This window comes from Microbacterium sp. JAI119 (genome assembly GCF_013410135.1).
GTDB lineage: Bacteria > Actinomycetota > Actinomycetes > Actinomycetales > Microbacteriaceae > Microbacterium > Microbacterium oxydans.
In genome coordinates this window covers 1723551-1746082 of record NZ_JACCCK010000001.1, presented here as the reverse complement: position 1 = coordinate 1746082, position 22532 = coordinate 1723551, and the positions used below count along the sequence as shown (strand labels likewise).

Here is a 22532-nt window from a genome sequence, read left to right as displayed (position 1 = left end):
GGAGCCTCACTTCATCTACGGATTTCGGGGGCGGGTTGCCCCTGGCTCCCCCGCCCCCACCGTCTACTGAACGGGAAGGGTTCGGGGCCGCCACGACTCGCGACGGGCCTCGAACTGCGCGATCTTGTCTTCGTTGCGCAGCGTGAGCCCGATGTCATCGAGCCCTTCGAGGAGCCGCCATCTAGTGTAATCGTCGATCCCGACCTCGGCCTGGACGTCACCGATCGACGCGGTGCGCGCCTCGAGGTCGACGGTCATCTGCGCACCGGGATTCCGGTCGATCTCGGCCCAGAACCGCTCGAGATCCTGTTCCGAGATCGTCGCGGCGAGCAGGCCCTGCTTGCCCGCATTGCCGCGGAAGATGTCGGCGAAACGCGGGCTGAGCACGACCTTGAAGCCGAAGTCGCGCAACGCCCACACGGCGTGCTCACGGCTGGAACCGGTGCCGAAATCAGGACCGGCGACGAGCACGGAGGCACCCTGGAAAGACGGCTGGTTGAGCACGAACTCGGGGTCCTGGCGCCAGCCGTGGAACAGCGCGTCTTCGAAGCCGGTCTTCGTGACGCGCTTCAGGAACACCGCAGGGATGATCTGGTCGGTGTCGACGTTCGAACGCTTCAGCGGAGCGGCGATGCCGGTGTGGGTGGTGAACTTCTCCATGGGTCAGAACCCTTCCGTCAGGTCGCTCGGGCTGGACAGGGTGCCGCGGATCGCCGTCGCAGCGGCGACGAGGGGCGACACGAGGTGAGTGCGCCCTCCCTTGCCCTGACGACCCTCGAAGTTGCGGTTCGATGTCGATGCGCAGCGCTCCCCCGGGGCCAGCTGATCGGGGTTCATGCCCAGGCACATCGAACAGCCGGCGAAGCGCCACTCCGCACCGAAGTCCTTGATCACCTTGTCCAGGCCCTCGGCCTCAGCCTCCAGGCGCACTCTGGCGGATCCGGGCACCACCATGACGCGCACGCCATCGGCCTTCTTCTTGCCCTGGATGATCGATGCGAACGCGCGCAGATCCTCGATGCGACTGTTGGTGCACGAGCCCATGAAGACCGCGTCGACCGGCACCTCCTTGAGTGGCGTACCCGGAGTCAGATCCATGTACTCCAGGGCGCGCTCGGCGGCCGCGCGCTCGTTCGGGTCGGCGATCTCGGCGGGATTCGGAACCGCGGCGGAGAGCGAGCTCCCCTGTCCGGGGTTGGTGCCCCACGTCACGAAGGGCTCCAGCTCGTCGGCGTCGATGAAGACCTCCGCGTCGAACGTCGCCCCGTCGTCGGTCGGGAGCGTGCGCCAGTAAGCGACGGCATCGTCCCAGTCCTGGCCCTTCGGGGCGTGCGGGCGGCCCTCGAGGTAGGCGAAGGTCGTCTCGTCCGGCGCCACCATCCCGGCGCGGGCACCGGCCTCGATCGACATGTTGCAGATCGTCATGCGACCCTCCATGGAGAGCGCTCGGATCGCACTGCCGCGGTACTCGAGGACGTAGCCCTGACCGCCTCCGGTCCCGATCTTCGCGATCACGGCCAGGATGATGTCCTTCGCCGTGACGCCGGCACGCAGAGTGCCCTCGACGTTGATGGCCATCGTCTTGAAGGGCTTGAGCGGAAGCGTCTGGGTCGCCATGACGTGCTCGACCTCGCTGGTGCCGATGCCCAACGCCATCGCACCGAACGCGCCGTGGGTGGACGTGTGCGAGTCACCGCAGACCACGGTGATCCCGGGCATCGTCAATCCGAGCTGAGGACCGACGACGTGCACGATCCCCTGCTCCGCATCGCCGAGCGAGTGCAGACGCACACCGAACTCGGCAGCGTTGCGTCGGAGCGTCTCGATCTGCGTCCGGCTGGTCAGGTCGGCGATCGGCTTGTCGATCTCCCACGTCGGGGTGTTGTGGTCCTCGGTCGCGATCGTCAGGTCGAGGCGCCGCAGTGGACGCCCCTCGCTGCGCAGGCCGTCGAACGCCTGCGGGCTGGTGACCTCGTGCACGAGGTGGAGGTCGATGTAGATGAGGTCGGGCTCCCCGTCCTCGCCCTTCACGACGAGGTGGTCGTCCCAGACCTTCTCGGCGAGTGTCCTGGGGCGTGCGGAATCCGCACCGGCGGTGGTGGTCATGGCGTGTCTCCTGTGGCTGGCGGTTCGGCCCACGATGGACTCCGCGACGAGGAGGGGCTCAGAACGAGGTCTCGTCGCGGCGCCTAAGAAGAAGGAGCACGGTCCGCATGACGTCAGATTACCACCGCTCCGACATGCCCCGACCCGTCATGACACTCTGAGGACACCCGCACCAGCTGCGCATCGACCGACCGAGAGGCACCGCATGACCGTCGACACCGCCCGCTTCGCCACCCGCGCGGTCCATGCGGCGAGAAGCAGAGAGACGGCCGCCTCTCGGGCCACGCCGATCTACCTCACTGCGGGCTTCGAGTTCGACGACTTCGACCACGCGGCGGATCATTTCAGCACCGGTACCGGATTCGGGTACACCCGAACGGGGAACCCCACGGTGCGCGCGGTGGAGCGCCAGCTCGCCGCTCTCGAGTCGGGGGCGGACGCGGTTCTGGTCGCGAGCGGGCAGGCCGCCGTGGCGACGGCTCTGCTCACCGTCGCGGGTGCCGGCGATCACATCGTCTCCTCCACGCACATCTACGAAGGGACGAGGGGTCTCTTCCTCGACAACCTGGCCCGACTCGACATCGAGACCACGTTCATCGACGACATCTCCGACCCGGAGGCCTGGCGTGCCGCGATCCGCCCGAACACGCGGGCACTGTTCGCGGAGTCGCTCGCGAACGCCCGCAACGACGTTCTCGATGTGCGCGGCGTCAGCGACATCGGCGACGAGCACGCGATCCCGCTGATCGTCGACAACACGCTGGCGACGCCGGCGCTGCTGCGTCCGATCGAGCATGGTGCGGCCATCGTGGTGCACTCCGCTTCGAAGTTCCTCGCCGGGCACGGATCCGTCCTCGGCGGTGTGATCGTCGACGACGGCCGTTTCGACGCAGACCTCGCCGGCCACAATGCACCCCACCTGGTCCTTCCCGGTCGTGGTGACACGCCCAGCGTCTTCGCCCGCCACGGCGGACGCGCACGGATCGGGTACGCGCGAGAGTCCGTGGCCCCGCGATTCGGCGCTTCCCCCTCGCCTCTCAACGCCTTCCTGATCGGGCAGGGCGTGGAGACCCTGGGGCTGCGTGTGGAGAGGCAGTCACGGAATGCACTGCAGATCGCGCAGTGGCTGGAGCAGCACGCCGAAGTCGAGAGCGTGGACTACGTCGGGCTCCCCTCCCACCCGGATCACGAACTCGGGCGACGGTATCTCGATGGTGGCTCCGGCTCGATCTTCACGTTCACGTTGCGAGGAGGGCTTCCGGCGGCTCGAAGATTCGTCGAGCACGTGCAGGTCTTCACGCACATGACCCACATCGGCGACGTGCGCTCTCTGGTGCTGCACCCAGGAACGACGAGTCATGCCCAGCGGACCGAAGAGGAGCGCGAGGTCCTCGGCGTCCGTCCGGGAACTCTGCGACTCTCGATCGGCATCGAGGACGTGGACGATCTCATCTCCGACCTGTCCCACGTGCTGCAGCACGTGCGGGAGACGGTGGCATGAGCCGCCCACAGCACTTCGGCTGGTTCCTCGCGCGCGGCTTCGGGCCGCAGGGGTGGGGCTACCCCGCGCTCGATTGGGACTACGACTGGACGCGCCCCGACGTCTATCAGCACGCCGCACGCACGCTCGAACAGGCGGGGTTCGATCTCGTCATCATCGAGGATGCGCCGTCGCTGGGATCGCCCTCGACGATCGACCTGCGCGTGCGGCATGCGTTCGGCGGCCCCAAACACGACCCTCTTCTCCTCGCGCCCTACCTCTTCCAGGCCACCAGGCACCTCGGCGTGGTGCCCACCGTCAACCCGGCGGCCTACCTCCCGTACACCGCGGCGCGGCAGTTCGCGACGCTGCAGCACCTGAGCGGACACCGGCTGGGCCTCAACGTCGTCACCGACACGGGCAGCGCACGGCACTTCTCCGACGCGGCGCAGCTCGGTCACGACGAGGCATACGACCGGGCAGAGGAATGGCTCTCCGGTATCCGCGCCCTGTGGCGCAGCTGGGATGACGGCGCCTTGATCGCCGACCGTGAGACCGGTGTCTTCGCGGACGGCAGCCGGCTGCGGGCCACCGAGCATCGCGGCGAGTACTTCGCCTTCGACGGGCCGCTGAACGCCGTGCCCTTCACCGACGGGGATCCCGCGATCGTCTCACCCGGCGGTTCCGGCCGCGGGCTCGGCTTCGCAGGCGCCAACTCCGATGTGCAGCTCGCGCTCGCTCCGTTGCACGAGAAATCCGTGCGAGAGTATCGCGCCAAGGTGCACGATGCCGCGCTCGCGAAGGGAAGGCGACCTGAGGACATCAAGATCCTCTTCGCCATCCAGCCCGTGATCACGTCGTCGAGCGAGGAGGCCGATCGGATCGTCGCGGCGTCGGCGCAGCCCGACGATTCCGCCCTCGTCCAGATCGCGCGCAAGCAGTCGAGCGACCTCGAGACCGATCTGACCTCCCTCGACCTCGACGAGCCACTCGACATCTCCATCTTCGGAGCGCACGTCTCCCGTGGGAGCATCCAGCGTCTGGTCGGCGATCGCGACCAGGATGCCCCGTTGCGCGCTCACCTCACAGCCCTCGCCCGCACCGGCAGGATCACGGACCGTACGGGGTTCGTCGGGACCGCGCACGAGTTCGCCGATCTGATCGAGGAGCTCGGCGAATGGGGCAACGACGGCGTGCTGCTCTGGGGCGACTTCCATCCGGTGACCCTCCACCGCACGCTCGACGAGCTCGTCCCCGTCCTGCGTCGACGCGGCATCCTCCGGCGCGAGTACGCGGAGGGCGGCCTGCAGGCGAACCTCCACCAGTTCTGACCGATCCCGACCGAGCCTCACCAACCCCGCGAGCCGGGAACGCCCTTGAAGGGGCCGACGACCCACGAGGTGACCCAGCCGCCGTAGAACCCGCCCGGCTGCGGAGAAGCGACCTCGTCGCCGACGGTGCACTCATCCATCTGCCCCGCGTACACGGCGACCCGATCGGACAGGATCTCGAACCCGCGAGCCGGTTGCGGGTAGGTCCAGGCGGCTCCTGGGCGCACTGTGTCGCCGGCGCGCACATCGAAGTATCGTGCGGAGCCCTTGAACTCGCAGAACGACGAGCCGGCGGCGGCGACGAGAGCACAGGGGACGAAGTCCGCGATCGGAAGATAGTAGACCGGAGGATGACTCGTCTCCAGCACGCGGACGGCGTCCACCGTGTCGGCGATCAGCTGGCCGCTGAGCCGGATCGTGATGCGCTCCACGACTGCCTCGACACGCGGTGGCCTCGGGTAGTCCCAGACGGATTCCTGCCCAGCGGCGGGGACGATGGGGCGCGGCGTGTGCATCTGCTCACCCTACGTCTGCTCGCGATGTGTCGCGCGATACCGTGCCGCGTCATTCGACGGGGGTCGTGGTCCGCGCCGCCCGCTTCTCACGCGCGGAGGCGATGAGGCTCGCGACCGTGGCGATGGTCATCGACGCCAGGATCACGCCGAGCGAGACCATGTTGCTGATGTCGGGGACCCATTCCACGTGCTCCCCGCCGTTGATGAACGGCAGCTCGTTGACATGCAGGGCGTGCAGGATCAGCTTCACGCCGATGAAGCCGAGGATGACGGCGATGCCGTAGTGGAGGTAGCGCAGGCGATCGAGCAGATCGCCGAGCAGGAAGTACAGCTGACGCAGACCCATGAGCGCGAAGATGTTCGCCGCGAAGACGAGGAAGCCGTTCGTCGTGATCTCGAAGATCGCGGGGATCGAGTCGATCGCGAAGATCAGGTCGGTCACACCGATCGTGATGAAGACGATCACCATGGGCGTCCACATCCGCTTGCCGTCGACCGTCGTGCGGATCTTCGAGCCGTCATAGGTCTCGCTGATGTCGACTCGACGACGCAGCAGACGGACGATGAAGTTCTCGCGCTGCACCTCTCCCTCGTGGTCACCCTCCGGCATCGCCTGACGGATCGCGGTCCAGATGAGGAACGCGCCGAAGATGTAGAAGATCGGCGAGAAGTTCTCGACGATCGCGACACCGGCCAGGATGAAGAGCCCGCGCAGCACCAACGCGATGATGATGCCGATCATGAGCACCTGCTGCTGCAGGCGCCGCGGTACGGCGAACTGCGCCATGATCAGCACGAACACGAACAGGTTGTCGATCGAGAGGCTGTACTCCAGCGCCCACCCGGTGATGAAATCGCCCGCGTTCTGCCAGCCGCCGACGTTGCCGAGGAGCACCGCGAACAGCAGCGCGAGGCCGACGTAGAACACGACCCAGAGGGTGGATTCCTTCGTCGACGGGATGTGCGGCCGCAGCCGGATGAGCAGCAGGTCACCGATCAGGATGATCGTGAGGACGACCATCGAGGTGATCTCGAACCAGACGGGGATTTCCAAGGGCGCACTGGACCTTTCGCGGAGGGGTCGGGAAGGAGTCGAAAGTCTCTCCCCCGCACGGATGTGCGTCGCGCGCCCGGAGCAACGATGACGGTGCTCGTGATGACGGACGCGTGTTTGCGGGATACTCCCTCTCGCCCGGGCAATGCTACCCGAGGCACGGGGCGAGCGGGAACGGATTGCATTCGAATCTCATCCGCCCGCTCGGCATGGACCACCGATCTGAGACGATGGGGCGGCGATCGACACTCTCCTCGTGAGAGACACCGAACGGAACCAGGATGCCCCTGCACACAGATGATCAGAGATGGGCGGCGCAGGCCGCGGGCGGCGACGAGAGCGCCTTCCGCGAGCTGTACCGCGCTCACGTGCGACCCGTGTACTGGATCGCTCAGGGAATCCTCGCCTCGTCGGCGGATGCCGAGGACGTGACACAGGAGACGTTCGTCGTCGCCTGGCGGAAGCTGCCCGACCTCGAACTCCGGGGCGAGTCGATCCTTCCGTGGCTCGCCACGATCTGCCGGTTCCAGGCGGCGAATCGGCTCCGGCAGCGTCGGCGAGACCAGGCGCACACCGCCGAGGCCGTCGACGAGACACTGCTGGCGGACACGGTGAGCGTCGAGGAACAGGTCATCACCGCGGAGCTCGCGGCGCGGATCACCCGCGAGGTGGGCACGCTCAGCGAGTTGGATCGTGAGGTCTTCCGTCTGTGCGCCACGGAGGGATACGCCTACCAGGTCGCTGCGGATGAGCTCGGGGTGACGCACGCCGTCGTCCGGAACCGTCTCTCACGAGTGCGCACGCAGCTGCGAGGCGCCGTGACCGAAGCGAGGGACGCATGAACGACCAGACCACCAGCGGCGACCTGCCAGAGCTCTCGGACGAGACCATCGCCCGCATCGAAGACGCCGTGTTCACAGAGATCGCCGCAGAGCGGGCGCGGGCACCGCGCACCGCGAAAGAGACGCGGTCGCGGCGACGCGGCTGGCTCACGGCAGGCGGTATCGCTGCAGCCTTCGCTGTCGGAGTTCTCGTGACCCCGCCCATCCTCAGCGCGGTCGGCGGGGCGAGCTCCGTCACCGCCGACGGCGTCAGCATGTCCGAAGACTCCGCCACGGATGCTGCACCGTCGGGTCCCGAGCGGATCACGGGTCTGACCGCCGAGTCGGCACCGGACGGCGCTCTGAGCCCGGACGCGAGCGCGGGTGCGCTTCCCGGCGTTGCGGCGAACGACAGCGGTCGCGAGATCATCGCCACGGCGCAGGCGACCGTTCAGGTGAAGGACATCTCCGAAGCAGCAGCTGAGATCGCCGCTCTTGCCGAGGAGCACGGCGGCTACGTCGAGAGCACCGAGATCGGGAAGTCGGTCGCCGTCGACGGCTCGTCCGAGCCCGTTCCAGATCCCGCAGACTCGGCATACGGCTGGATCAGCATCCGAGTGCCATCCGCCGACCTCCCGAAGGCGATCGCCGCACTCGACGACACCGGCGAAGTACTCTCCTCTTCCACCTCGAAGCAGGATGTGACCTCCGTCACGATCGACCTGCAGGCCAGGGTCGACTCCACCAAGGCGTCCGTCGAGCGGCTCACGCACCTGATGGCGCAGTCGGGCAGCGTCTCCGAGCTGATCGAGGCCGAGGTGGCGCTCACCGACCGTCAGGCGCAGCTCGAATCGTACGAACAGCAACTCGCCGCGCTCGACGACCAGGTCGCCATGTCGTCGCTGCAGGTGCAGCTGACGAAGGCGACCGCACCGACGACTGCCGACCCTGCGGGTTTCGGGGACGGTCTGATGGCGGGATGGAACGGACTCGTCGTGTCGCTGAATGCTCTGGTGATCGCGGTCGGCTTCCTCCTCCCCTGGCTCGCGATCGCGGGCGCCGTCGTGCTGCTCGTCTGGCTCATCCGCCGCGCCCGGCGGCGCCGGCGTCGTCGCGACCAGCAGGTCCCGTCCCAGCCCGAGGCCGCCGAAGGCAACTGATCGCCCGACGTGGAATGGGCCGGTTCTCCTGACGTGAGGAACCGGCCTGTTCCTTGATTTTCCGCGGTATACAAGAACCCTTGTGCGTTTGACGCCGTGAGCCTAGCGTCGTCTTCCGTGGAAGACATCTCCGTTATCACCGCTGTGCACCATCCGCTGCGCCGCCGCATCTACGACTATCTGCTCCTGTACGGAACGGCACAGGTCACGGCGATCGCCCGCGCGCTGGACAGTCAGGTCGGCAGCATCAGCCATCACCTTCGCATGCTGGAGCGCTCCGGCGTCGTCGAACGCGCCCCTGATCCCGACGGAGACAAGCGCACGAGCTGGTGGAGAGTGGCACGTCGGGGTCTCACCTGGTCGACAGACGATTACGCGGACTCGCCCGCCGATGCCCTCCTCGCCCGTGAGGCGCAGCGTCAGGGTATCCGTATGCAGATCGACCGGCTCCAGCGCTGGCATCGCCATCGTCATGACCCCGCATACGCCGAGTACGACGGATCCAACACGGAGACCACGGCGTGGGCCTCACCCGACGAGCTACGGGATCTCTCCGCGCGGCTCCTCGAGACGATCAGGGAGTGGCAGGACGGCATCGATCTCGACGACGGCCGACGCCGTGCTCCAGTCTTCGTGTTCGCGCACGCGTTCCCGACGGAGCCCTGATGTCCGCCGTCAGCGACCCGGAGGAGATCGTCGCCCCTCCCCCTTTCCGTCGCGATCGTCTCGTGCACGCCTGGATCGGAGTGAAGGCGCTGTCGGATGCCGGCGATGCGCTGTGGACCATCGCGCTCGCCTGGACGGCCGTCCAGGTGGCCTCCCCCGCTGTCGCCGGTCTGATCGTCGCTGCCGGTACCGTGCCGCGTGCCGTGATCCTGCTGTTCGGAGGGGTGATCGCCGACCGCGCGGACCCGCGCCGCATCATGCTCGTGTTCAACGTGCTGCGCGTGGGCGTGCTCGTCGCCGTGGCGCTGTGGGTGCTCGCCACCCCGCCCACCGTCTCGGTTCTGCTGTTCGCGGCGATCGCGTTCGGGGTGTGCGACGCGTTCTACGAGCCGTCCGCCGGGACGATCGCCCGTCAGCTCGTGCGAGCCGCCGACCTTCCCTCCTACGGCGCAGCAGCTCAGACGGCCTCGCGGCTGGGGACCATGGGAGGGGCGGCGATAGGCGGATTCATCGTGGCCCATGCCGGCCTTGCGGGAAGCGCGTCCGTGAACGCCCTGACCTTCACACTGGTCGTCGCCTTCATCGCGATCTGGCTCCGCCCGCGCTTCCGCCTCGCCAGAGCGGAGAAGGAGTCGGCACTGCGCGGGATCGCACGCGGGTTCGCGCACCTCGCCGATAATCCCACGACCCGCACGCTCGTGATCGCCCTCTCCGGGCTCAATCTGGCGGTCGGCCCAGCGATCGGAATCGGACTCGCCCTCCGCGCCCATGCGGAGGGGTGGGGCGCGCAGGCCGTCGGACTCTTCGAAGCGCTGCTCGGGCTCGGTGCAGCGCTCGGCGCGATCTCCGTCGCGAAGTGGCGTCCGAGCCACGAGGCCCGCGGCGGGTTCCGGGCGCTGGTGCTTCAGGGCGCCGGGATCATCGCGCTCGGAATAGGGCCGGCGTGGAGCGTCGCTGTGGCGGCCTTCGTCATCGGCGCGACGGCTGGTTACGCATCGGTGCTGTTGAGCGCGACGTTCTCGGCCACCGTCGACACCGCCTACCTCGGCCGGATGAGTTCGCTCACGCGCCTCGGCGACGACTGTCTGATGCCGCTGGCGATGGCCGGATTCGGTGCTCTCGCGTCGTCGACGGCGCTCTGGGTGCCGTTCGCACTCTTCGGAGGAGCCATGATGGCGCTGATGATCCTGCCCCTGAGCAACCGTTTATTCCGGTCGCTGTCGTTGAGGCCTGCTGTATGAGCGACGACCACCCTGGGAAATGAGAAAGCCTCCGGCGAACCGGAGGCTTTCTCTGTTGTGTGACCCCAGCGGGATTCGAACCCGCGTTACCGCCGTGAGAGGGCAGCGTACTAGGCCGCTATACGATGGGGCCGTCTGGCGGAGTGTTTCCGTTCCGCGACAACCGTTCAAGTATGCCACGGCGATTCTCACTGCGCCAAATCGACGCCTCCCCGTCACGAATCCCGGGCGTGGCGCACCGGATCCGTTTGCCGTGCGCGTTCCGAAGGAGTTGACTCTTCCCATGCGCGTCACCAAGTTCGAACATGCCGCCCTCCGTATCGATGCGAACGATGAGACCCTCCTGGTCGATCCCGGGTCGTTCACCGCTCCGCTGAACGACCTCACCGATCTGGTGGCCATCATGATCACCCACGAGCACCCGGACCACTGGACATCCGAGCACTTCGACCGCCTCCTGCGCGACGCACCGGGGACGCCGATCTTCGCGCCGGCCGGTGTCGCCCGCGCCGCCGAGGGCTACGACATCACGGTCGTCAACCCCGGGGACTCGGTGGAGGTCGGCAGCTTCACACTGCGGTTCTTCGGCGGCACCCACGAGGTCATCCACTCCTCGCTTCCGACGGTCGAGAACGTCGGCGTGCTGATCAACGACGAGCTCTACTACCCCGGCGACTCGTACGCGGTCCCTGAGGGCGTCTCCGTCGGCACCCTCGCCGCTCCCCTCGGCGCACCCTGGCTGAAGATCGGCGAGGCCATGGACTATGTGCTGGCTGTCGCGCCGCGCCGGGCGTTCGGAACCCACGACATGACGCTTTCCGTGATCGGCAAGAACATGCATCGTCAGCGGCTCCAGTGGGCGACCGAACAGGGCGGCGGCGAGTTCTTCGTGCTGGAACCCGGCGACTCCCTCGACCTCTGAAACATGGTCGGCTCCCCCGCCGCGGAGCTCACCCTGGACGAGCACGGCGTGAGACGGCTCGTTCGGACGGTGGCTCCCGAGCTCGGCGACCTCCCGCTGACGCGCTTCGCGGAGGGCTGGGACAACGTCACCTGGCGTCTCGGATCGGACCTCGCCGTGCGCATGCCCCGCCGGCTCAGGGCAGCGCCGCTCATCCGTCACGAGCAGCACGCACTCCCCCTCTTCGCGATGCATCTCGCAGCCGTGAACATCCACACGCCTCTACCGGTGTTCGCAGGCGCCCCGACGCCGGAGTTCCCCTGGCCCTGGTCGATCGTGCCCTGGCTGCCGGGGAGGCAGGCGCTCGGGCTCCCCCGCCGCGACAACACCTCGTGGGCCTCCCAACTCGCGACAGCCCTCCTCCTGCTCCACCGCGAAGCGCCCGCCGACGCACCCGTGAACCCTGTGCGCGGCGTCCCGCTGGTGGCACGCGACCAGAGCATCAGAGATCGACTCGCCGAACTGACCGCAGCGATCGCCACGCCTCTCGGAGAACTCTGGTCAGCGGGACTCGAGGCCGAGCCCGCCACGGAGCCGGTCTGGATCCACGGCGACCTGCATCCCGGAAACATCCTGATCGACGGCGACAGGCTGTCCGCCGTGATCGACTTCGGCGACGTGACCTCCGGCGACCCCGCCTACGACCTCGCAGCAGGGTGGCTCGCCTTCGACGCCGAAGGTCGACATGTCTTCCGCCGAGCCACCGGCGGAAGGTACGACGACGCGACCTGGGTCAGGGCACGAGCCTGGGCTGCGGCCATGGCCGCGATCCTCTGCCACTCGAGCGATGATCGCGCGGATCTGCGCGCGCTCGGTCAGCAGACGGCCGCCGAACTGATCAGCTGACCGAAGCTGCACGCACACGGAGATCGCGCGCGAGATGGTCCCGCTGCTCCATCACGAGCCGCCGGAGGGCGGCAGGCGCTGCCGGATTCGCGGCCAGCCACGCATCCACCGGCTCCACCGACTCCGACGCGGGGAAGAGCCCGATGACCAGGCGCCGCGCGATCTCGATGCTGCGCTCTGACCAGGCTCGGCCGATCCGCACGAAATACTCGTCGTCGAACTCGGAGATGAGATCACGGCGTCCCCCCGCACGGAAGCCGCCGATCACCGCATCGAGATGATCATTGCTGAGCGAGAGGTCGTTCCACGCGGAGTCCCATGCGTCGCGCCGCACATCCGCGTCGGGCCGTGAGGCACGGGCGCGCCGTGCAGCCGTGCGTCCGTCGCCGGTGTCGTCCCGCTCCTGCTCCGCCGTCACGTCTTCGTCATCAGCCTGCCCCACGGTCACGAGCGCGGTGAGGAGCTGCCAGCGCAGGTCGGGGTCGATCACGAGCCCCTCCGGGACATTCCCCTCCAGCAGCGCGCGCACCTCTTCGTGACGACGATCGTCGAAAGCGGACGCGGTCGCGAACGCTCGGGCCCAGGAGAGCTGCGCGTCGCTGCCGGCATCGGCGGCCTCCAGTGCGCTCCACACCGTGTCGGTCCAGCGGCGCTGCTCCTCGTCGCGACTCGCGTCCGGCACGAAGTGACGGATCGTGTAGATCGCGTTCGGCAGCACGCCCGTCAACAGCCCGATGTTGGACTCCTCCGCCGCATGGCTGCGCACGATTCGGAGGTAGCGCAGCGCGTCGAGCTCGCCGTCGCGGGTCGCGTTCCACAGCGAGGACCACACGAGGGCACGTGCCAGCGGATCATCGATCGCGGACAGGGACTCCTCGACCGTGCGGAGGGAGCGTGCGTCCAGACGCGCCTTCACATAAGTGAGGTCGTCGTCGTTGAGCAGCACCAGATCGGCGTCGGGCAGCTCGATCCCGGTGCGCTCACCGATCACGTCGAGCTCCTGCTGCTCGCGACGGAGCACACGACCGTCGAGACGTTCGTACATGCCGATGCGGAGCCGGTGGGGCCTCGGGTCCGTCTGCACCAGGACGGAGCGTCCCTCCTCGTCCGTCTCCGTCGACAGCGTCGACACTCCGGAGGTCTGCAGCCATGCCGCCGACCAGTCGCTCATGTCGCGGCCCGAGACCGCGCTCAGCTGCACCAGGAAGTCGTTCAGCGTCGTGTTGCCGAACGCGTTGGCGGCGAAGTACCGGCGGGCGCCCTCGAAGAACGCGTCATCGCCGACGAATGCCACGAGCTGCTTCAGAACAGCCGCACCCTTGGCGTAGGTGATCCCGTCGAAGTTCAGCTTCGCCGCCTCGAGATCGGTGATGTCCGCGACGATCGGGTGGGTCGTGGGCAGCTGATCCTGCTGATAGGCCCAGGCCTTCCGTCGCGCGGCGAACGTCACCCAGGCGTCCTGGTAGCGCGTCGCCACCGCCGACGCGTGCGCGCCCATGTAGTCGGCGAACGACTCCTTCAGCCAGAGGTCGTCCCACCAGGTCATGGTGACCAGGTCTCCGAACCACATGTGCGCCATCTCGTGCAGGATCGTGTTCGCCCGCGCAGCGCGCTGTGCATCCGTGGCCGCCCCGCGGGAGAGATACGCCTCCGTGAAGGTCACGAGACCCGGATTCTCCATCGCGCCCAGGTTGTACTCCGGCACGAAGATCTGGTCGTACTTACCCCACGGGTATGGGTAGGCGAACGCCTCCGTGAAGAAGTCCAGCCCTTGCCTGGTGACCTCGAGGATCTCGTCCGCGTCGAGGTGCGAGGCGAGCGAACGCCGGACGAGCACGCCGAGGGCGATGTGCTGCTCATCGCGCCGCCACTCGCCGTCGACGCGCGAGTACGGACCGGCAGCGACCGCTGTGATGTAGCTCGAGATCGGCAGAGTCGGGGCGAACTCCACACGCTGCACGCCGACACCCAGGTCGGTGTGCGCAGGCGACTGATTCGAGAGCACCTGCCACCCGGTGGGGGCGTCCACGACGAACGTGTACTCGGCCTTCATGTCCGGCTGCTCGAAGCATGCCATCACCCTGCGCGCGTCCGCCGGCTCGTACTGCGTGTAGAGATAGGTCTCGTCGTCCACAGGGTCATGGAAACGGTGCAGTCCCTCACCGGATCGGCTGTACGCCGCGACCGCCTCGACCCGCACGACGTTGGCGGCCGCGAGACCGGAGAGCGAGATGCGCGCGCCGTCGTAGACGACCTCCTGATCGACGCCGTTCACCGAGACACTCCGGACCTCTTCGCCGATGAAGTCGAGCCAAGTGCTCTCCCCCGTCGCATCGAACTCGAGGGTCGTCACCGTCGGGAACCCGGTACGGGCGCGCTCCGGCGCACCGGTCAGGTCGAGCTCGACGCGGATGCGATGCACGGTGACGGCGGCGGATCGCGCGGCCGTCTCCTCGCGGGTGAGGTTGGCTGTGTCCATGCATCCATCCTGTCACCCGGATGCCCGACGGATCGTCCTCACGCTCACGTCGGTCGGAGCCGGTGTCCGATCGCCGAGTACACCTGTGCGGACGCGTGCGACCGGGCCGCTGCTGCGTCGTCGTCGTGACGTGCGAACGCGATGCGCGACAGGATCGCGTCGCTGCGTGCGACTTCGGCGCGGTCTCCGGTCGCCTCCGCGACGCTCCGCGCCTCTTCTGCGTGCCGCTCGGCCTCGGCGAGGAGATGCGGGGACGCGGAGTCGCTCGCCGCAGCGAGGACCAGGATCTCGGCGAGCGAATTCGCAGCCTCGGTGGCGATCAAGGGCGACCCCGCGCGCTCCGCCTCCCGGAGGATCCGCTGCGCCGTCGTCCGCGCGCGATCGGACTGGCCGTTCCGCCCGTCGATCCGGGCGCCGAGGAGTTCGAGATCGGCCGATGTCGCGAACTCTCCTGCGGACTGCAGGGCGCCCATCGCGTCGGCGCACAGTCCACGGGCCCGCAGGTCGTCACCCCGTGCTTCCGCGATGAGCGCACGCGTCCGGCGGACGAACGGCAGCGGTTCACCGTTCGATTCGTCTATCAGCTCCTGCAGTTCCTCGTCCGCAGCATCGAGGTGTCCGATCGCGAGGAACAGCAGCGGGCGATTGCCGCGCACGACAGCCACGTTCAGCTCGTCCCTCTCCGCCTTCGCCATGCTCAGCGCAGCGGTGTAGCCCTGCAGCGCCTCCCGGTAGCGGGCGAGGATGCGAAGGGTGTCCGCATGGTTGCCGGTTGCCCGCCCTTCGACGACCCTGTCCCCCGCGTCGCGCGCGTGTGCGATCGCCCGTTCATAGGAGACCAGCGCCTGCTCGAGGTGACTCATCCAGCGCTGCACGTTGCCGATCTGGTTCCAGGTGCGGGCGAGAGCCGCGCCCGAAGCGATACGACGCACGCGGTGCAGGATGATGAGCGCTTCGTCCAGCCGCCCGAGCTTCTCCGCGCAGTGCGCCACGCCGAGAGCGATGTCGGGCACCAGGTCGAGGCCGTCTCCGCGGGCTGCCAGATCGTGCAGCTGCAGCGATTCGCTCCAGAGCGACCAGCGGGACAGCACCGGGTGCGATGTGATCGCCAGCCGTTCCACTTCGGAATCGAGACCGTGCTCGCGAGCCGCCGACGCCACCGCGAGCACGGTCCCCACCTCACGCGCGGCGAAGTCGGGATCCTCTTCCATCCGGACCAGCACGGCGGACGCGGAGTCGCGGACGAAGTCCCTGCGGACGGATGACGGGCGGAGGGAGCGCGACCGCTCTGCGGCGAAGGAGAACACCGTGTCGTGCATCCGCACCCGTCCCTGGCGCAGCTCCACGAGGTGCCGGGCATGCAGACGGTGCAGATCGCGTGCGGCGGCGGGGCCTCCGGCTGCGATGAGCACACCTTCCTCCACCTCTCGGTCGAGCAGCGCGGCGTTCGCGAGGAGATCGGCTTCGCCCGTCGGCAGGGATCGTGTCGCCGCCTCCAGAACAGGTCGGATGCGCACGTCGCGTGGCTCATGCTCGAACCGCGATGCCAGGTCCGCGAACGACCACCCCTCGTGTTCACGGATGATCCCGGCGAGCATCACCAGATCGAGCGGCAGGCCACCCGCCACGGTGACGATGCGCCGCAACGCCGCCGCACGCTCATTGCTCCCTCTGATCACGGTCGAGGAAGCCCCGTCGAGGGAGAGGAGGTGATCGAGCAGGCGCTCGGCTTCTGCGTGCGACATCGGCGGGACGACGACCCTCTCCACGCGCAGAGCCGTCGGGGACAGACGCTCCTCGAGGCCCCCGAGGTCGACGCGCGCCGTCACGATGAACCGCACACCGGGAACCAGCAGCGCAGCCAACCGCACCGGGTCACCCGCGTCCTCGATGACGACCGTCAACTCGCGCGCGCTGATCCGCAGCTGCTCACGAAGACGCGGCAGCTCGTAGGGAAGGGAGCGGACTCCGAGAGCCCCCAGCATCCGCCGCAGGACGTCGATCGGATCCGCCGGAGGGCGTTCGGTGTCGGATTCGCGCAAGTGCACGGTGAGCACCGGCGAACGGCCGGCCAGCGCCGAGGCGAGAGTGGTCTTCCCCGCCCCCGGCAGACCGGTGAGAACCAGCACGTCGGCATCGGGAAGAGCGGTCAGCAGCTCTTCGCGTCCGATCTCCGCGCCCGCGGGATCCCGGATTCCGAGTGCCACCTCGACGTGCACCCCCGATCGCGCACCGTTGAGAAGCCGCGCGGTCTCCCGCCACCGCGCAGCCTCCTCGTCATCGCCCCCGAGCACGCGGACGATATCGCCCACCAGACGATGGTCCACGCGTCGCCGTCCCGGACGGAAGCAGTCGTAGACGGTCACCTTCGGCGGTTCGGCACCGTGACGCACCCCGCCGATCCGACGGGCGATCTCGGCATACGACGGCGAGCCCGCGTCCACACGCATCCGCCCGAGGCCCAGGCAGAGCTCGTCGAGGGTGCGGGGCACGGGCATGAGTCGAGCCTAGGACACGCGGTCGGCGGGGTCGGCGCCGTGCGTTCGGGCTCGTTCGGACTCCGACGGGCCCGCCCAGCGCACACCTAGGCTCTCTCGACGGAGAGGCCACCCGACCTCCCGGAAGAGGAGAGAATCCCCATGACGACACGTGCAGAGATCGCGGCCAAGCTCGACGACTTCTCGTACCAGAAGCTGAATTTCGGCGGGTTCCTGATGAACAAGCGCGCCAAGAACTCGCATGCCCTGTGGACCCGCACCGCCGACAAGGGCGTCACCGAGCTGGCGCTGCTCGCCACAAGGGACTTCGGCGAGGGGAACGTCTACGACGTCGCCGCCTTCACGCTCGAAGGGGCCATCCCGACCGAGGTCCTCGACGAGCTGAAGCAGCAGGCCGAGGCGCTCGTCGACCGCGTCAATCTGCGTGCACACGGATACGTGTACACCTGCCTGGAGCCGTGGGACGGCGGCGGCACCATCTGGATCTCCAAGAAGCCCGAGTTCCGCGAGCTCAGCCGCCTCGATCAGGGCATCCACGTCGTGCCGATCCAGCGGCTCACCGGTCCGGGCGAGCCCCGGTGGCTCGCCTGGGCGCGCGAGGGCGGACAGCTGAACATCGCCATCGTGTACAAGCCCTGACGTGGCACCCTTCTCGGCCGGTCGGGCCGCCCCACTCGCGACGGCTCGCGGATGGGGCAGCCTGACACTGGTCGCGTCGTCGGTCGCAACGCTCGTCATCGCCGGAGCCCTGGCTTTCTATCTCCTGCCGGTCGGATTCGCGCTGTCCGGGACGACGCTCGTGTACGCCCAGGTCGCGACGATGCTGCTCGGCGCCGCACTCGTCGCGTGGTCGACGATGTCCATCAGTCGGCATCGTCGACGGCGCACCGCCCTCGCCGAGATCGCCGCGGCTTTGGGCTGGCGGTATCGCGCTGACATCGGCGACCACCCGTGGGGCGGCTCCATCGACGAGCAGGTCGATCGCGGCGACCGCACCGCGCAGGACCACCTGGACGCCCGACACAGCGCCGTCCCCTTCGACAGCGTCGAACGCACCTTCGTGGTCGGCGATGGAGAGGGCGCGACGATGCACACCGTGCGCGCTGTCCGCATCCCGCTGCCGTCCGAGGCTCCGAGGATCATGCTCCGGTCGCGGCGCGGTGGCGGGGCGCTCAGCGTGCTCCCTCGGCGTCCGACCGGCCGAACCCGCATCCGGCTCGAGGGGGACTTCAGCGACGTGTTCGACGTATCAGTGCCGCCGGGATACGAGACGGACGCGCTCTATGTGCTCACCCCCGACCTCATGGCGATCCTCGTCGACGAGAGCGCCGACCTCGACCTGGAGATCGTGGACAGCACGTTGTATGTCTACTTCCCCGCCGTCGATCTGACCGATGGGGAGGAACTGCGGCGCTTCCTCACCGTGATCGCGGCGCTTCACGATCGCGTCGGGCGACGAACCCTGCTGTACCGCGACGAGGCCGCGACGCCTCTCGATCCGGGGACCTACCGGCGTGACGGCGACACGCTCGCCGGTCGCGCACGCCACGTCGACACGCGTACCCGGTGGTGGCCCGTGATCGCAGCCGTGGCCACGCCCCTCGTGCCGATGCTCATCGCCGTCGTCTGGCTCCGGATCGCCGGGTGACCTTCCTCGAGATCTCCGGACCACCGAGGAGTCTCCTGATGGCGCTCTCAGGCGTCACGGAGAGGTCGAGCGTCCGTCCGCGTCCGTATTGGCTGAAGACCCGAGGATCGATGTAGCTCGCTCGTGCCACCGCGGTCGTGTTGCCGAGCGCCGTCGCCGCCGCCTGCACGGCAAGGCGCTCTGCCTGACTCCGGTGGTTCCGGCTGTCGAGCTCGCCGATCCGGGCGAGGGCGTCCGCGGCGATGATCGTGCCGTGCAGCGTGCGGAAGTCCTTCGCCGTGAAGGACTCCCCCGTGACCTCCCGGAGATAGGCGTTGACCTCTGCGGGCGTGAGACGCACGCGACGCCGGCCTCGGCGGTACGCGAGCAGGAAAGCGCCCGACTTGCCCGCGGCGAAGTCGGTCAGGGCATCGGCCAGGGATTCATCCGTGATCTCGATCGACGCCGTGCGGCCGCTCTTGGCGGGGAACGACAATGCGACATCACTCCCCGCCACACGCACATCTCTTCGTCGCAGTGTCGTGAGACCGCGGCTGCCGTGTCGCACCAGGTAACGCTCCGACCCGATACGGAGGGCTGCGTCGTCGAGAAGGCGGAAGGCGATGGCGAGGGCGCGCTCCTTCGTCTGCCCCTGCTGGGCCAACGCCCGGGTCACCTGCGCTCTCGCGCGCGGCAGCGCGGCGGCCAGATCGAGGGCGCGCACGAACTTCTTGCGATCTCGGCTCACCCGCCACAGGGGGTGGTACAGGTACTGCTTGCGGTCGGCGCCGTCCACGCCCACCGCCTGAATGTGAGCGAGCGGGTCCGCGGCGATCCACACATCCCGCCATGCGGGTGGGATGACGAGGTCGTTGATCCGCTCGCGATCGGCCTCGGGCGCCGTGTTCCCTGCCGGATCGACGTACCGGAACCCCGATCCCGATCGCACGCGCCGGAACCCCGGATCCTGCCCGGGGACAACCCGGATGAGTTTCGCCATCGTGAGCCCTTCCTCGACTGCCTGCGCTCGAGGATGCCCCGTGGCACGGATCCGTGGAAGGGAGTGGCGCTGTACCCTGCCCCCGTGCTATTCGGTCCCGGCTTCCGCGCGCGGCGCCGCGAAGGCGCTGCGCATGTGGTCGCTGGTGAGGAAGTCGGCGATGCCGATCATGATCAGGCTGAAGACGATCTGCTCCGACACCATCCAGAGCGGGTAGAGCCCGGGGATCGCCGCCATGACGAGCGTGATGACGGGGAAGATCTGCGCGAACGGACGAAGGCGCTGATACGCCCACCGCCAGCCACGCTGTGCACGCCAGGCGAAGTAGAACAGCGTCGCCGTCATCGCGAGCACCACGAGCGTGCGCATCCAGACGGCGAACGAGACCGACTCGCCGTCGACCGCGAGCACCAGCGCGACGACGACGGCCCCGACGCCGATGACGAGCTCGACGATGAGGAGCCAGATGATCCAGGTGAACGCACGCACCGTCTTGGGATGCGTGCGGTCGGTCTCGCTGATGGCGATGCCGGCCTGCCGCCCACCGGCGATCCGATCCAGTCGGAGGAAGAGGGACTCCAGAGCCATGCTCGGAGCCTATTGGGTCGGGAGCCGGTCCGCCTCGTCCGTTCGATGGATGCCGGCGACGCCGTTGGCGGTCGGGGAGACGACCCGCTCGAGGACGATCGCCAGCACTCCGACGGCGAGACTGCCCGCGATCATGACGCCGATGAATCCGGCATCGAGTCCTCCTCCGAGCATCACACCCGCGACGAGCGGCCCGAGGATCGCCCCTCCCTGGAACGCGGCCGAGTTGATGGCGTTGTACCGACCGCGCGTGCGATCGGTAGCCAGATCGTTGTAGATCGCGGGAACCGTCGGCTGGAGCATCGTCTCGCCGAAGGCGAAGACACCCATGTAGGCGATCACGCCGATCGCCGCGGCGAGGGTGCCAGGCAGGAATCCGGTCGCCCCAAGGAGCACCCATGACAGCGCCCAGCTGAGTGCCATCACCTGCATCACCCGCGTACGACGCTTGCCGGAGATGAGTCTGAGGACGGCGAACTGCAGCAGCACGATCACCGCGGTGTTGACGGCGAACGAGATGCCGACCACCTGCGTCGAGACCTCCGACACCTGTCGGGCGAAGGCAGGGAAGCCCGCCTCCATCTGCCCGTAGCCGATGAACACCGAGAGGAACGTGAGCAGCGTCAGCCAGAGCACGGCGGGGCGACGCAGGATCTCGCGATATCCACCGGCAGGCGGTGCGTCTTCTTCGGCCTCATGCTGAGTGCGCACACGTCGGAGCGGGCCCAGGAGCAGGGCGAGGGGAACGAGGCTGCTCGCGGCGTCGACGAGGAAGATCGTGGTGAACGTCGCGGGGTCGCTGACGTCGACGAAGAAGCCTCCGATCACTCCGCCGACCCCGATGCCGAGGTTGACGAGAGCGAAGTTGACGCCGAAGTACTGCTGGCGCACCTCGCCCTCCACCACCGACGCGATCAGCGCGTTGAAGCCCGGCCACGACACACCGAAGTTCACGCCGATCAGCATGACGGCGATCGCGGCGACGACAGGGTGCGTGGCGAATGCCAGAAGCGCGCACCCCACGATCATCGACAGCAGCCCGACGATCAGCACCCGGCGTGCACCGAACCGATCGATCAGTGTTCCTCCCGGGCCCGTCACCACGAGTCCGGTGATCGCGATGAGGCTCATGAGAGCGCCGGAGACCCCGAGGTCGAACCCACGGACCTCGTGGAAGTAGATGATCGTGAACGGGAGCGTCATGCCGCGTCCGAGTGTCTGGATCGCGACCGTCGACAGCAGCCAGCGCCCCTCCGTTGGCAGGGCATTCCAGAAGCTCCTCATACCGATCACCTCGACATTCTTCCGGATGCCGGGGACATCGCGATCCACGAGCGGATTGTCCGCCGAGCGTGGTTTCTGCCATCATCGCCAGCATGGCGCTGTCTCTCGACGAATTCCGCACCTCGCTGCAGGACCCCGGTGCCCGGCCGGGCCTTGGCCTCCCCCTCACGGATGCGGAGGCGCAGCAGGTGGCCGCCGACGCGCAGGCGACCCTGAGCTGGTACGAGTACTGGCTGGCCGTGACAGCGCAGGCCGCGCCGCTCGGCACCCACGACTTGGTGCACGCCGCCGCCTTCGCTGCCGCTCCCCCGGCCTATGGCGGCACTCCGCCTGCCGCGGGACCGCATGTCACGCCAGGCGTCGGGCCGGAGAAGAAGAGCCGGGTCGGGCTCTGGGTGACGCTGTCGGTGATCGGCGCACTCCTGCTCATCGCCCTCATCGTCGTGGTCGTCGCCCTCACCACCGCCCGGCACTGGACGAAGGTGGATTCGCCGGAGAAGCCCGAGACCTTCCACAGCGAGGAGTACGAGACCGGCCTCTACCTCGTGGCCGACGACGGTGTGAGCCCGTGCGCCGTCGATCAGGACTGGACCGACTGCATCAACGCGATGGAGGCCCAGTACGCCGGAGCCTGCGCCGGGGTCGAGCTGGTCCCCGCCGCGGCTACCCTCTGCGGACAGCATCGTGCCGAGATCGACCGTATGCGCGCCGAGGACTCGGAGGGATCGGTCGTGGCCTCGCTCGGCGACTTCGGGCACCTCACGCGCACCCCGGAGATCGCGACGCGGCAGGTGTCCAACAACGACTACGAGGCGGCTGTCACCCACGAAGCCGTGTGCTACCTCGGCTTCCTCGGCGAGTGCGAGTAGGCAGGC

Annotated in this window: 20 protein-coding genes and 1 tRNA gene; 11 read left to right on the top strand and 10 right to left on the bottom strand. The window is 68.3% G+C overall.

All coding sequences use genetic code 11. The annotated features are described in order from the left end of the window. Positions 1–63 precede the first annotated feature (63 nt). Both leuD and leuC read right to left on the bottom strand, forming a co-directional pair. On the bottom strand, positions 64–660 hold the full coding sequence (gene leuD, locus HDC31_RS08390; protein WP_113681904.1) for a 3-isopropylmalate dehydratase small subunit: 597 nt from the start codon (positions 658–660) through the stop codon (positions 64–66). Positions 661–663: 3 nt separating this feature from the next. Next, on the bottom strand, positions 664–2106 hold the full coding sequence (gene leuC, locus HDC31_RS08385) for a 3-isopropylmalate dehydratase large subunit (RefSeq protein WP_113681903.1): 1443 nt from the start codon (positions 2104–2106) through the stop codon (positions 664–666). Positions 2107–2311: 205 nt separating this feature from the next. Between leuC and HDC31_RS08380 the strand changes: the two genes are divergently transcribed. Together HDC31_RS08380 and HDC31_RS08375 are read left to right on the top strand one after the other, a co-directional pair. Beyond that, positions 2312–3607: an O-acetylhomoserine aminocarboxypropyltransferase/cysteine synthase family protein gene (locus HDC31_RS08380; protein ID WP_058630586.1), complete on the top strand. Its 1296-nt coding sequence runs from the start codon at positions 2312–2314 to the stop codon at positions 3605–3607. Beyond that, positions 3604–4917, top strand: a complete 1314-nt coding sequence (locus tag HDC31_RS08375; protein WP_061017627.1) for an LLM class flavin-dependent oxidoreductase — start codon at positions 3604–3606, stop codon at positions 4915–4917. Before HDC31_RS08380 ends, HDC31_RS08375 begins: the two co-directional genes overlap by 4 nt. A 17-nt stretch (positions 4918–4934) precedes the next feature. Here HDC31_RS08375 and HDC31_RS08370 read toward each other — a convergent pair whose 3' ends face one another. Both HDC31_RS08370 and HDC31_RS08365 read right to left on the bottom strand, forming a co-directional pair. Then, positions 4935–5432, bottom strand: coding sequence for a DUF427 domain-containing protein (locus tag HDC31_RS08370; RefSeq protein WP_113681902.1), 498 nt, complete (start codon positions 5430–5432; stop codon positions 4935–4937). 49 nt (positions 5433–5481) lie between these two features. Further along, a complete protein-coding gene (locus tag HDC31_RS08365; protein WP_113681901.1) occupies positions 5482–6486 on the bottom strand; it encodes a TerC/Alx family metal homeostasis membrane protein in 1005 nt (334 codons plus the stop codon). 281 nt (positions 6487–6767) lie between these two features. Here HDC31_RS08365 and HDC31_RS08360 point away from each other — a divergent pair, with 281 nt between their 5' ends. The 4 genes from HDC31_RS08360 to HDC31_RS08345 all read left to right on the top strand — a co-directional run bounded on the left by HDC31_RS08360 (position 6768) and on the right by HDC31_RS08345 (position 10374). Beyond that, the gene (locus tag HDC31_RS08360; protein WP_058630584.1) at positions 6768–7328 is read left to right on the top strand and encodes an RNA polymerase sigma factor; all 561 of its coding nucleotides are present in this window, start codon (positions 6768–6770) and stop codon (positions 7326–7328) included. Further along, complete coding sequence (locus HDC31_RS08355; protein WP_113681900.1) at positions 7325–8467, top strand: DUF4349 domain-containing protein; 1143 nt, start codon at positions 7325–7327, stop codon at positions 8465–8467. The genes HDC31_RS08360 and HDC31_RS08355 overlap by 4 nt, the downstream gene beginning before the upstream one ends. A 117-nt stretch (positions 8468–8584) precedes the next feature. Beyond that, positions 8585–9133 carry a helix-turn-helix domain-containing protein gene (locus HDC31_RS08350; protein ID WP_058630582.1) on the top strand — a complete coding sequence of 183 codons (549 nt, stop codon included), beginning with the start codon at positions 8585–8587 and terminating at the stop codon, positions 9131–9133. Further along, positions 9133–10374, top strand: coding sequence for an MFS transporter (locus tag HDC31_RS08345; protein WP_113681899.1), 1242 nt, complete (start codon positions 9133–9135; stop codon positions 10372–10374). Before HDC31_RS08350 ends, HDC31_RS08345 begins: the two co-directional genes overlap by 1 nt. A 60-nt stretch (positions 10375–10434) precedes the next feature. On the opposite strand, the gene HDC31_RS08340 is transcribed toward HDC31_RS08345, so the two are convergent. Continuing rightward, positions 10435–10507, bottom strand: a tRNA-Glu gene (locus HDC31_RS08340). Positions 10508–10657: 150 nt separating this feature from the next. On the opposite strand from HDC31_RS08340, the gene HDC31_RS08335 reads away from it, so the two are divergent. Next, positions 10658–11296 carry an MBL fold metallo-hydrolase gene (locus HDC31_RS08335; RefSeq protein WP_113681898.1) on the top strand — a complete coding sequence of 213 codons (639 nt, stop codon included), beginning with the start codon at positions 10658–10660 and terminating at the stop codon, positions 11294–11296. 3 nt (positions 11297–11299) lie between these two features. Continuing rightward, complete coding sequence (locus HDC31_RS08330; RefSeq protein ID WP_113681897.1) at positions 11300–12181, top strand: aminoglycoside phosphotransferase family protein; 882 nt, start codon at positions 11300–11302, stop codon at positions 12179–12181. On the opposite strand, the gene pepN is transcribed toward HDC31_RS08330, so the two are convergent. Next, positions 12174–14660: an aminopeptidase N gene (pepN, locus tag HDC31_RS08325; RefSeq protein WP_113681896.1), complete on the bottom strand. Its 2487-nt coding sequence runs from the start codon at positions 14658–14660 to the stop codon at positions 12174–12176. The genes HDC31_RS08330 and pepN overlap by 8 nt on opposite strands. 44 nt (positions 14661–14704) lie before the next feature. Further along, positions 14705–17158 (bottom strand): hypothetical protein, encoded by a 2454-nt coding sequence (locus tag HDC31_RS08320; RefSeq protein WP_113681895.1) that lies wholly within the window; start codon positions 17156–17158, stop codon positions 14705–14707. Positions 17159–17299: 141 nt separating this feature from the next. On the opposite strand from HDC31_RS08320, the gene HDC31_RS08315 reads away from it, so the two are divergent. Then, on the top strand, positions 17300–17797 hold the full coding sequence (locus tag HDC31_RS08315) for a hypothetical protein (protein ID WP_058630576.1): 498 nt from the start codon (positions 17300–17302) through the stop codon (positions 17795–17797). Between the two features lies 1 nt (position 17798). Further along, complete coding sequence (locus HDC31_RS08310) at positions 17799–18806, top strand: DUF3137 domain-containing protein (RefSeq protein ID WP_258546578.1); 1008 nt, start codon at positions 17799–17801, stop codon at positions 18804–18806. Here the strand turns inward: HDC31_RS08310 and HDC31_RS08305 are convergent. The 3 genes from HDC31_RS08305 to HDC31_RS08295 form a co-directional block, all read right to left on the bottom strand. Then, positions 18772–19785, bottom strand: coding sequence for a DNA topoisomerase IB (locus HDC31_RS08305; protein ID WP_113681894.1), 1014 nt, complete (start codon positions 19783–19785; stop codon positions 18772–18774). The two genes, HDC31_RS08310 and HDC31_RS08305, sit on opposite strands and share 35 nt — an antisense overlap. 87 nt (positions 19786–19872) lie before the next feature. Then, positions 19873–20373, bottom strand: coding sequence for a hypothetical protein (locus tag HDC31_RS08300; RefSeq protein WP_113681893.1), 501 nt, complete (start codon positions 20371–20373; stop codon positions 19873–19875). A gap of 9 nt (positions 20374–20382) precedes the next feature. Next, positions 20383–21705 carry an MFS transporter gene (locus HDC31_RS08295; protein ID WP_258546577.1) on the bottom strand — a complete coding sequence of 441 codons (1323 nt, stop codon included), beginning with the start codon at positions 21703–21705 and terminating at the stop codon, positions 20383–20385. 44 nt (positions 21706–21749) lie between these two features. On the opposite strand from HDC31_RS08295, the gene HDC31_RS08290 reads away from it, so the two are divergent. Beyond that, positions 21750–22526: a hypothetical protein gene (locus HDC31_RS08290; protein WP_141369864.1), complete on the top strand. Its 777-nt coding sequence runs from the start codon at positions 21750–21752 to the stop codon at positions 22524–22526. Positions 22527–22532 lie beyond the last annotated feature (6 nt).

Excerpts from the sequence above, each read along its gene's own strand:
- leuD (WP_113681904.1), bottom strand. The coding sequence starts at position 660 with ATGGAGAAGTTCACCACCCACACCGGCATCGCCGCTCCGCTGAAGCGT.
- leuC (WP_113681903.1), bottom strand. The coding sequence starts at position 2,106 with ATGACCACCACCGCCGGTGCGGATTCCGCACGCCCCAGGACACTCGCC.
- HDC31_RS08380 (WP_058630586.1), top strand. The coding sequence starts at position 2,312 with ATGACCGTCGACACCGCCCGCTTCGCCACCCGCGCGGTCCATGCGGCG.
- HDC31_RS08375 (WP_061017627.1), top strand. The coding sequence starts at position 3,604 with ATGAGCCGCCCACAGCACTTCGGCTGGTTCCTCGCGCGCGGCTTCGGG.
- HDC31_RS08370 (WP_113681902.1), bottom strand. The coding sequence starts at position 5,432 with ATGCACACGCCGCGCCCCATCGTCCCCGCCGCTGGGCAGGAATCCGTC.
- HDC31_RS08360 (WP_058630584.1), top strand. The coding sequence starts at position 6,768 with ATGCCCCTGCACACAGATGATCAGAGATGGGCGGCGCAGGCCGCGGGC.
- HDC31_RS08355 (WP_113681900.1), top strand. The coding sequence starts at position 7,325 with ATGAACGACCAGACCACCAGCGGCGACCTGCCAGAGCTCTCGGACGAG.
- HDC31_RS08345 (WP_113681899.1), top strand. The coding sequence starts at position 9,133 with ATGTCCGCCGTCAGCGACCCGGAGGAGATCGTCGCCCCTCCCCCTTTC.
- HDC31_RS08335 (WP_113681898.1), top strand. The coding sequence starts at position 10,658 with ATGCGCGTCACCAAGTTCGAACATGCCGCCCTCCGTATCGATGCGAAC.
- HDC31_RS08330 (WP_113681897.1), top strand. The coding sequence starts at position 11,300 with ATGGTCGGCTCCCCCGCCGCGGAGCTCACCCTGGACGAGCACGGCGTG.
- pepN (WP_113681896.1), bottom strand. The coding sequence starts at position 14,660 with ATGGACACAGCCAACCTCACCCGCGAGGAGACGGCCGCGCGATCCGCC.
- HDC31_RS08320 (WP_113681895.1), bottom strand. The coding sequence starts at position 17,158 with ATGCCCGTGCCCCGCACCCTCGACGAGCTCTGCCTGGGCCTCGGGCGG.
- HDC31_RS08315 (WP_058630576.1), top strand. The coding sequence starts at position 17,300 with ATGACGACACGTGCAGAGATCGCGGCCAAGCTCGACGACTTCTCGTAC.
- HDC31_RS08305 (WP_113681894.1), bottom strand. The coding sequence starts at position 19,785 with ATGGCGAAACTCATCCGGGTTGTCCCCGGGCAGGATCCGGGGTTCCGG.
- HDC31_RS08300 (WP_113681893.1), bottom strand. The coding sequence starts at position 20,373 with ATGGCTCTGGAGTCCCTCTTCCTCCGACTGGATCGGATCGCCGGTGGG.
- HDC31_RS08290 (WP_141369864.1), top strand. The coding sequence starts at position 21,750 with ATGGCGCTGTCTCTCGACGAATTCCGCACCTCGCTGCAGGACCCCGGT.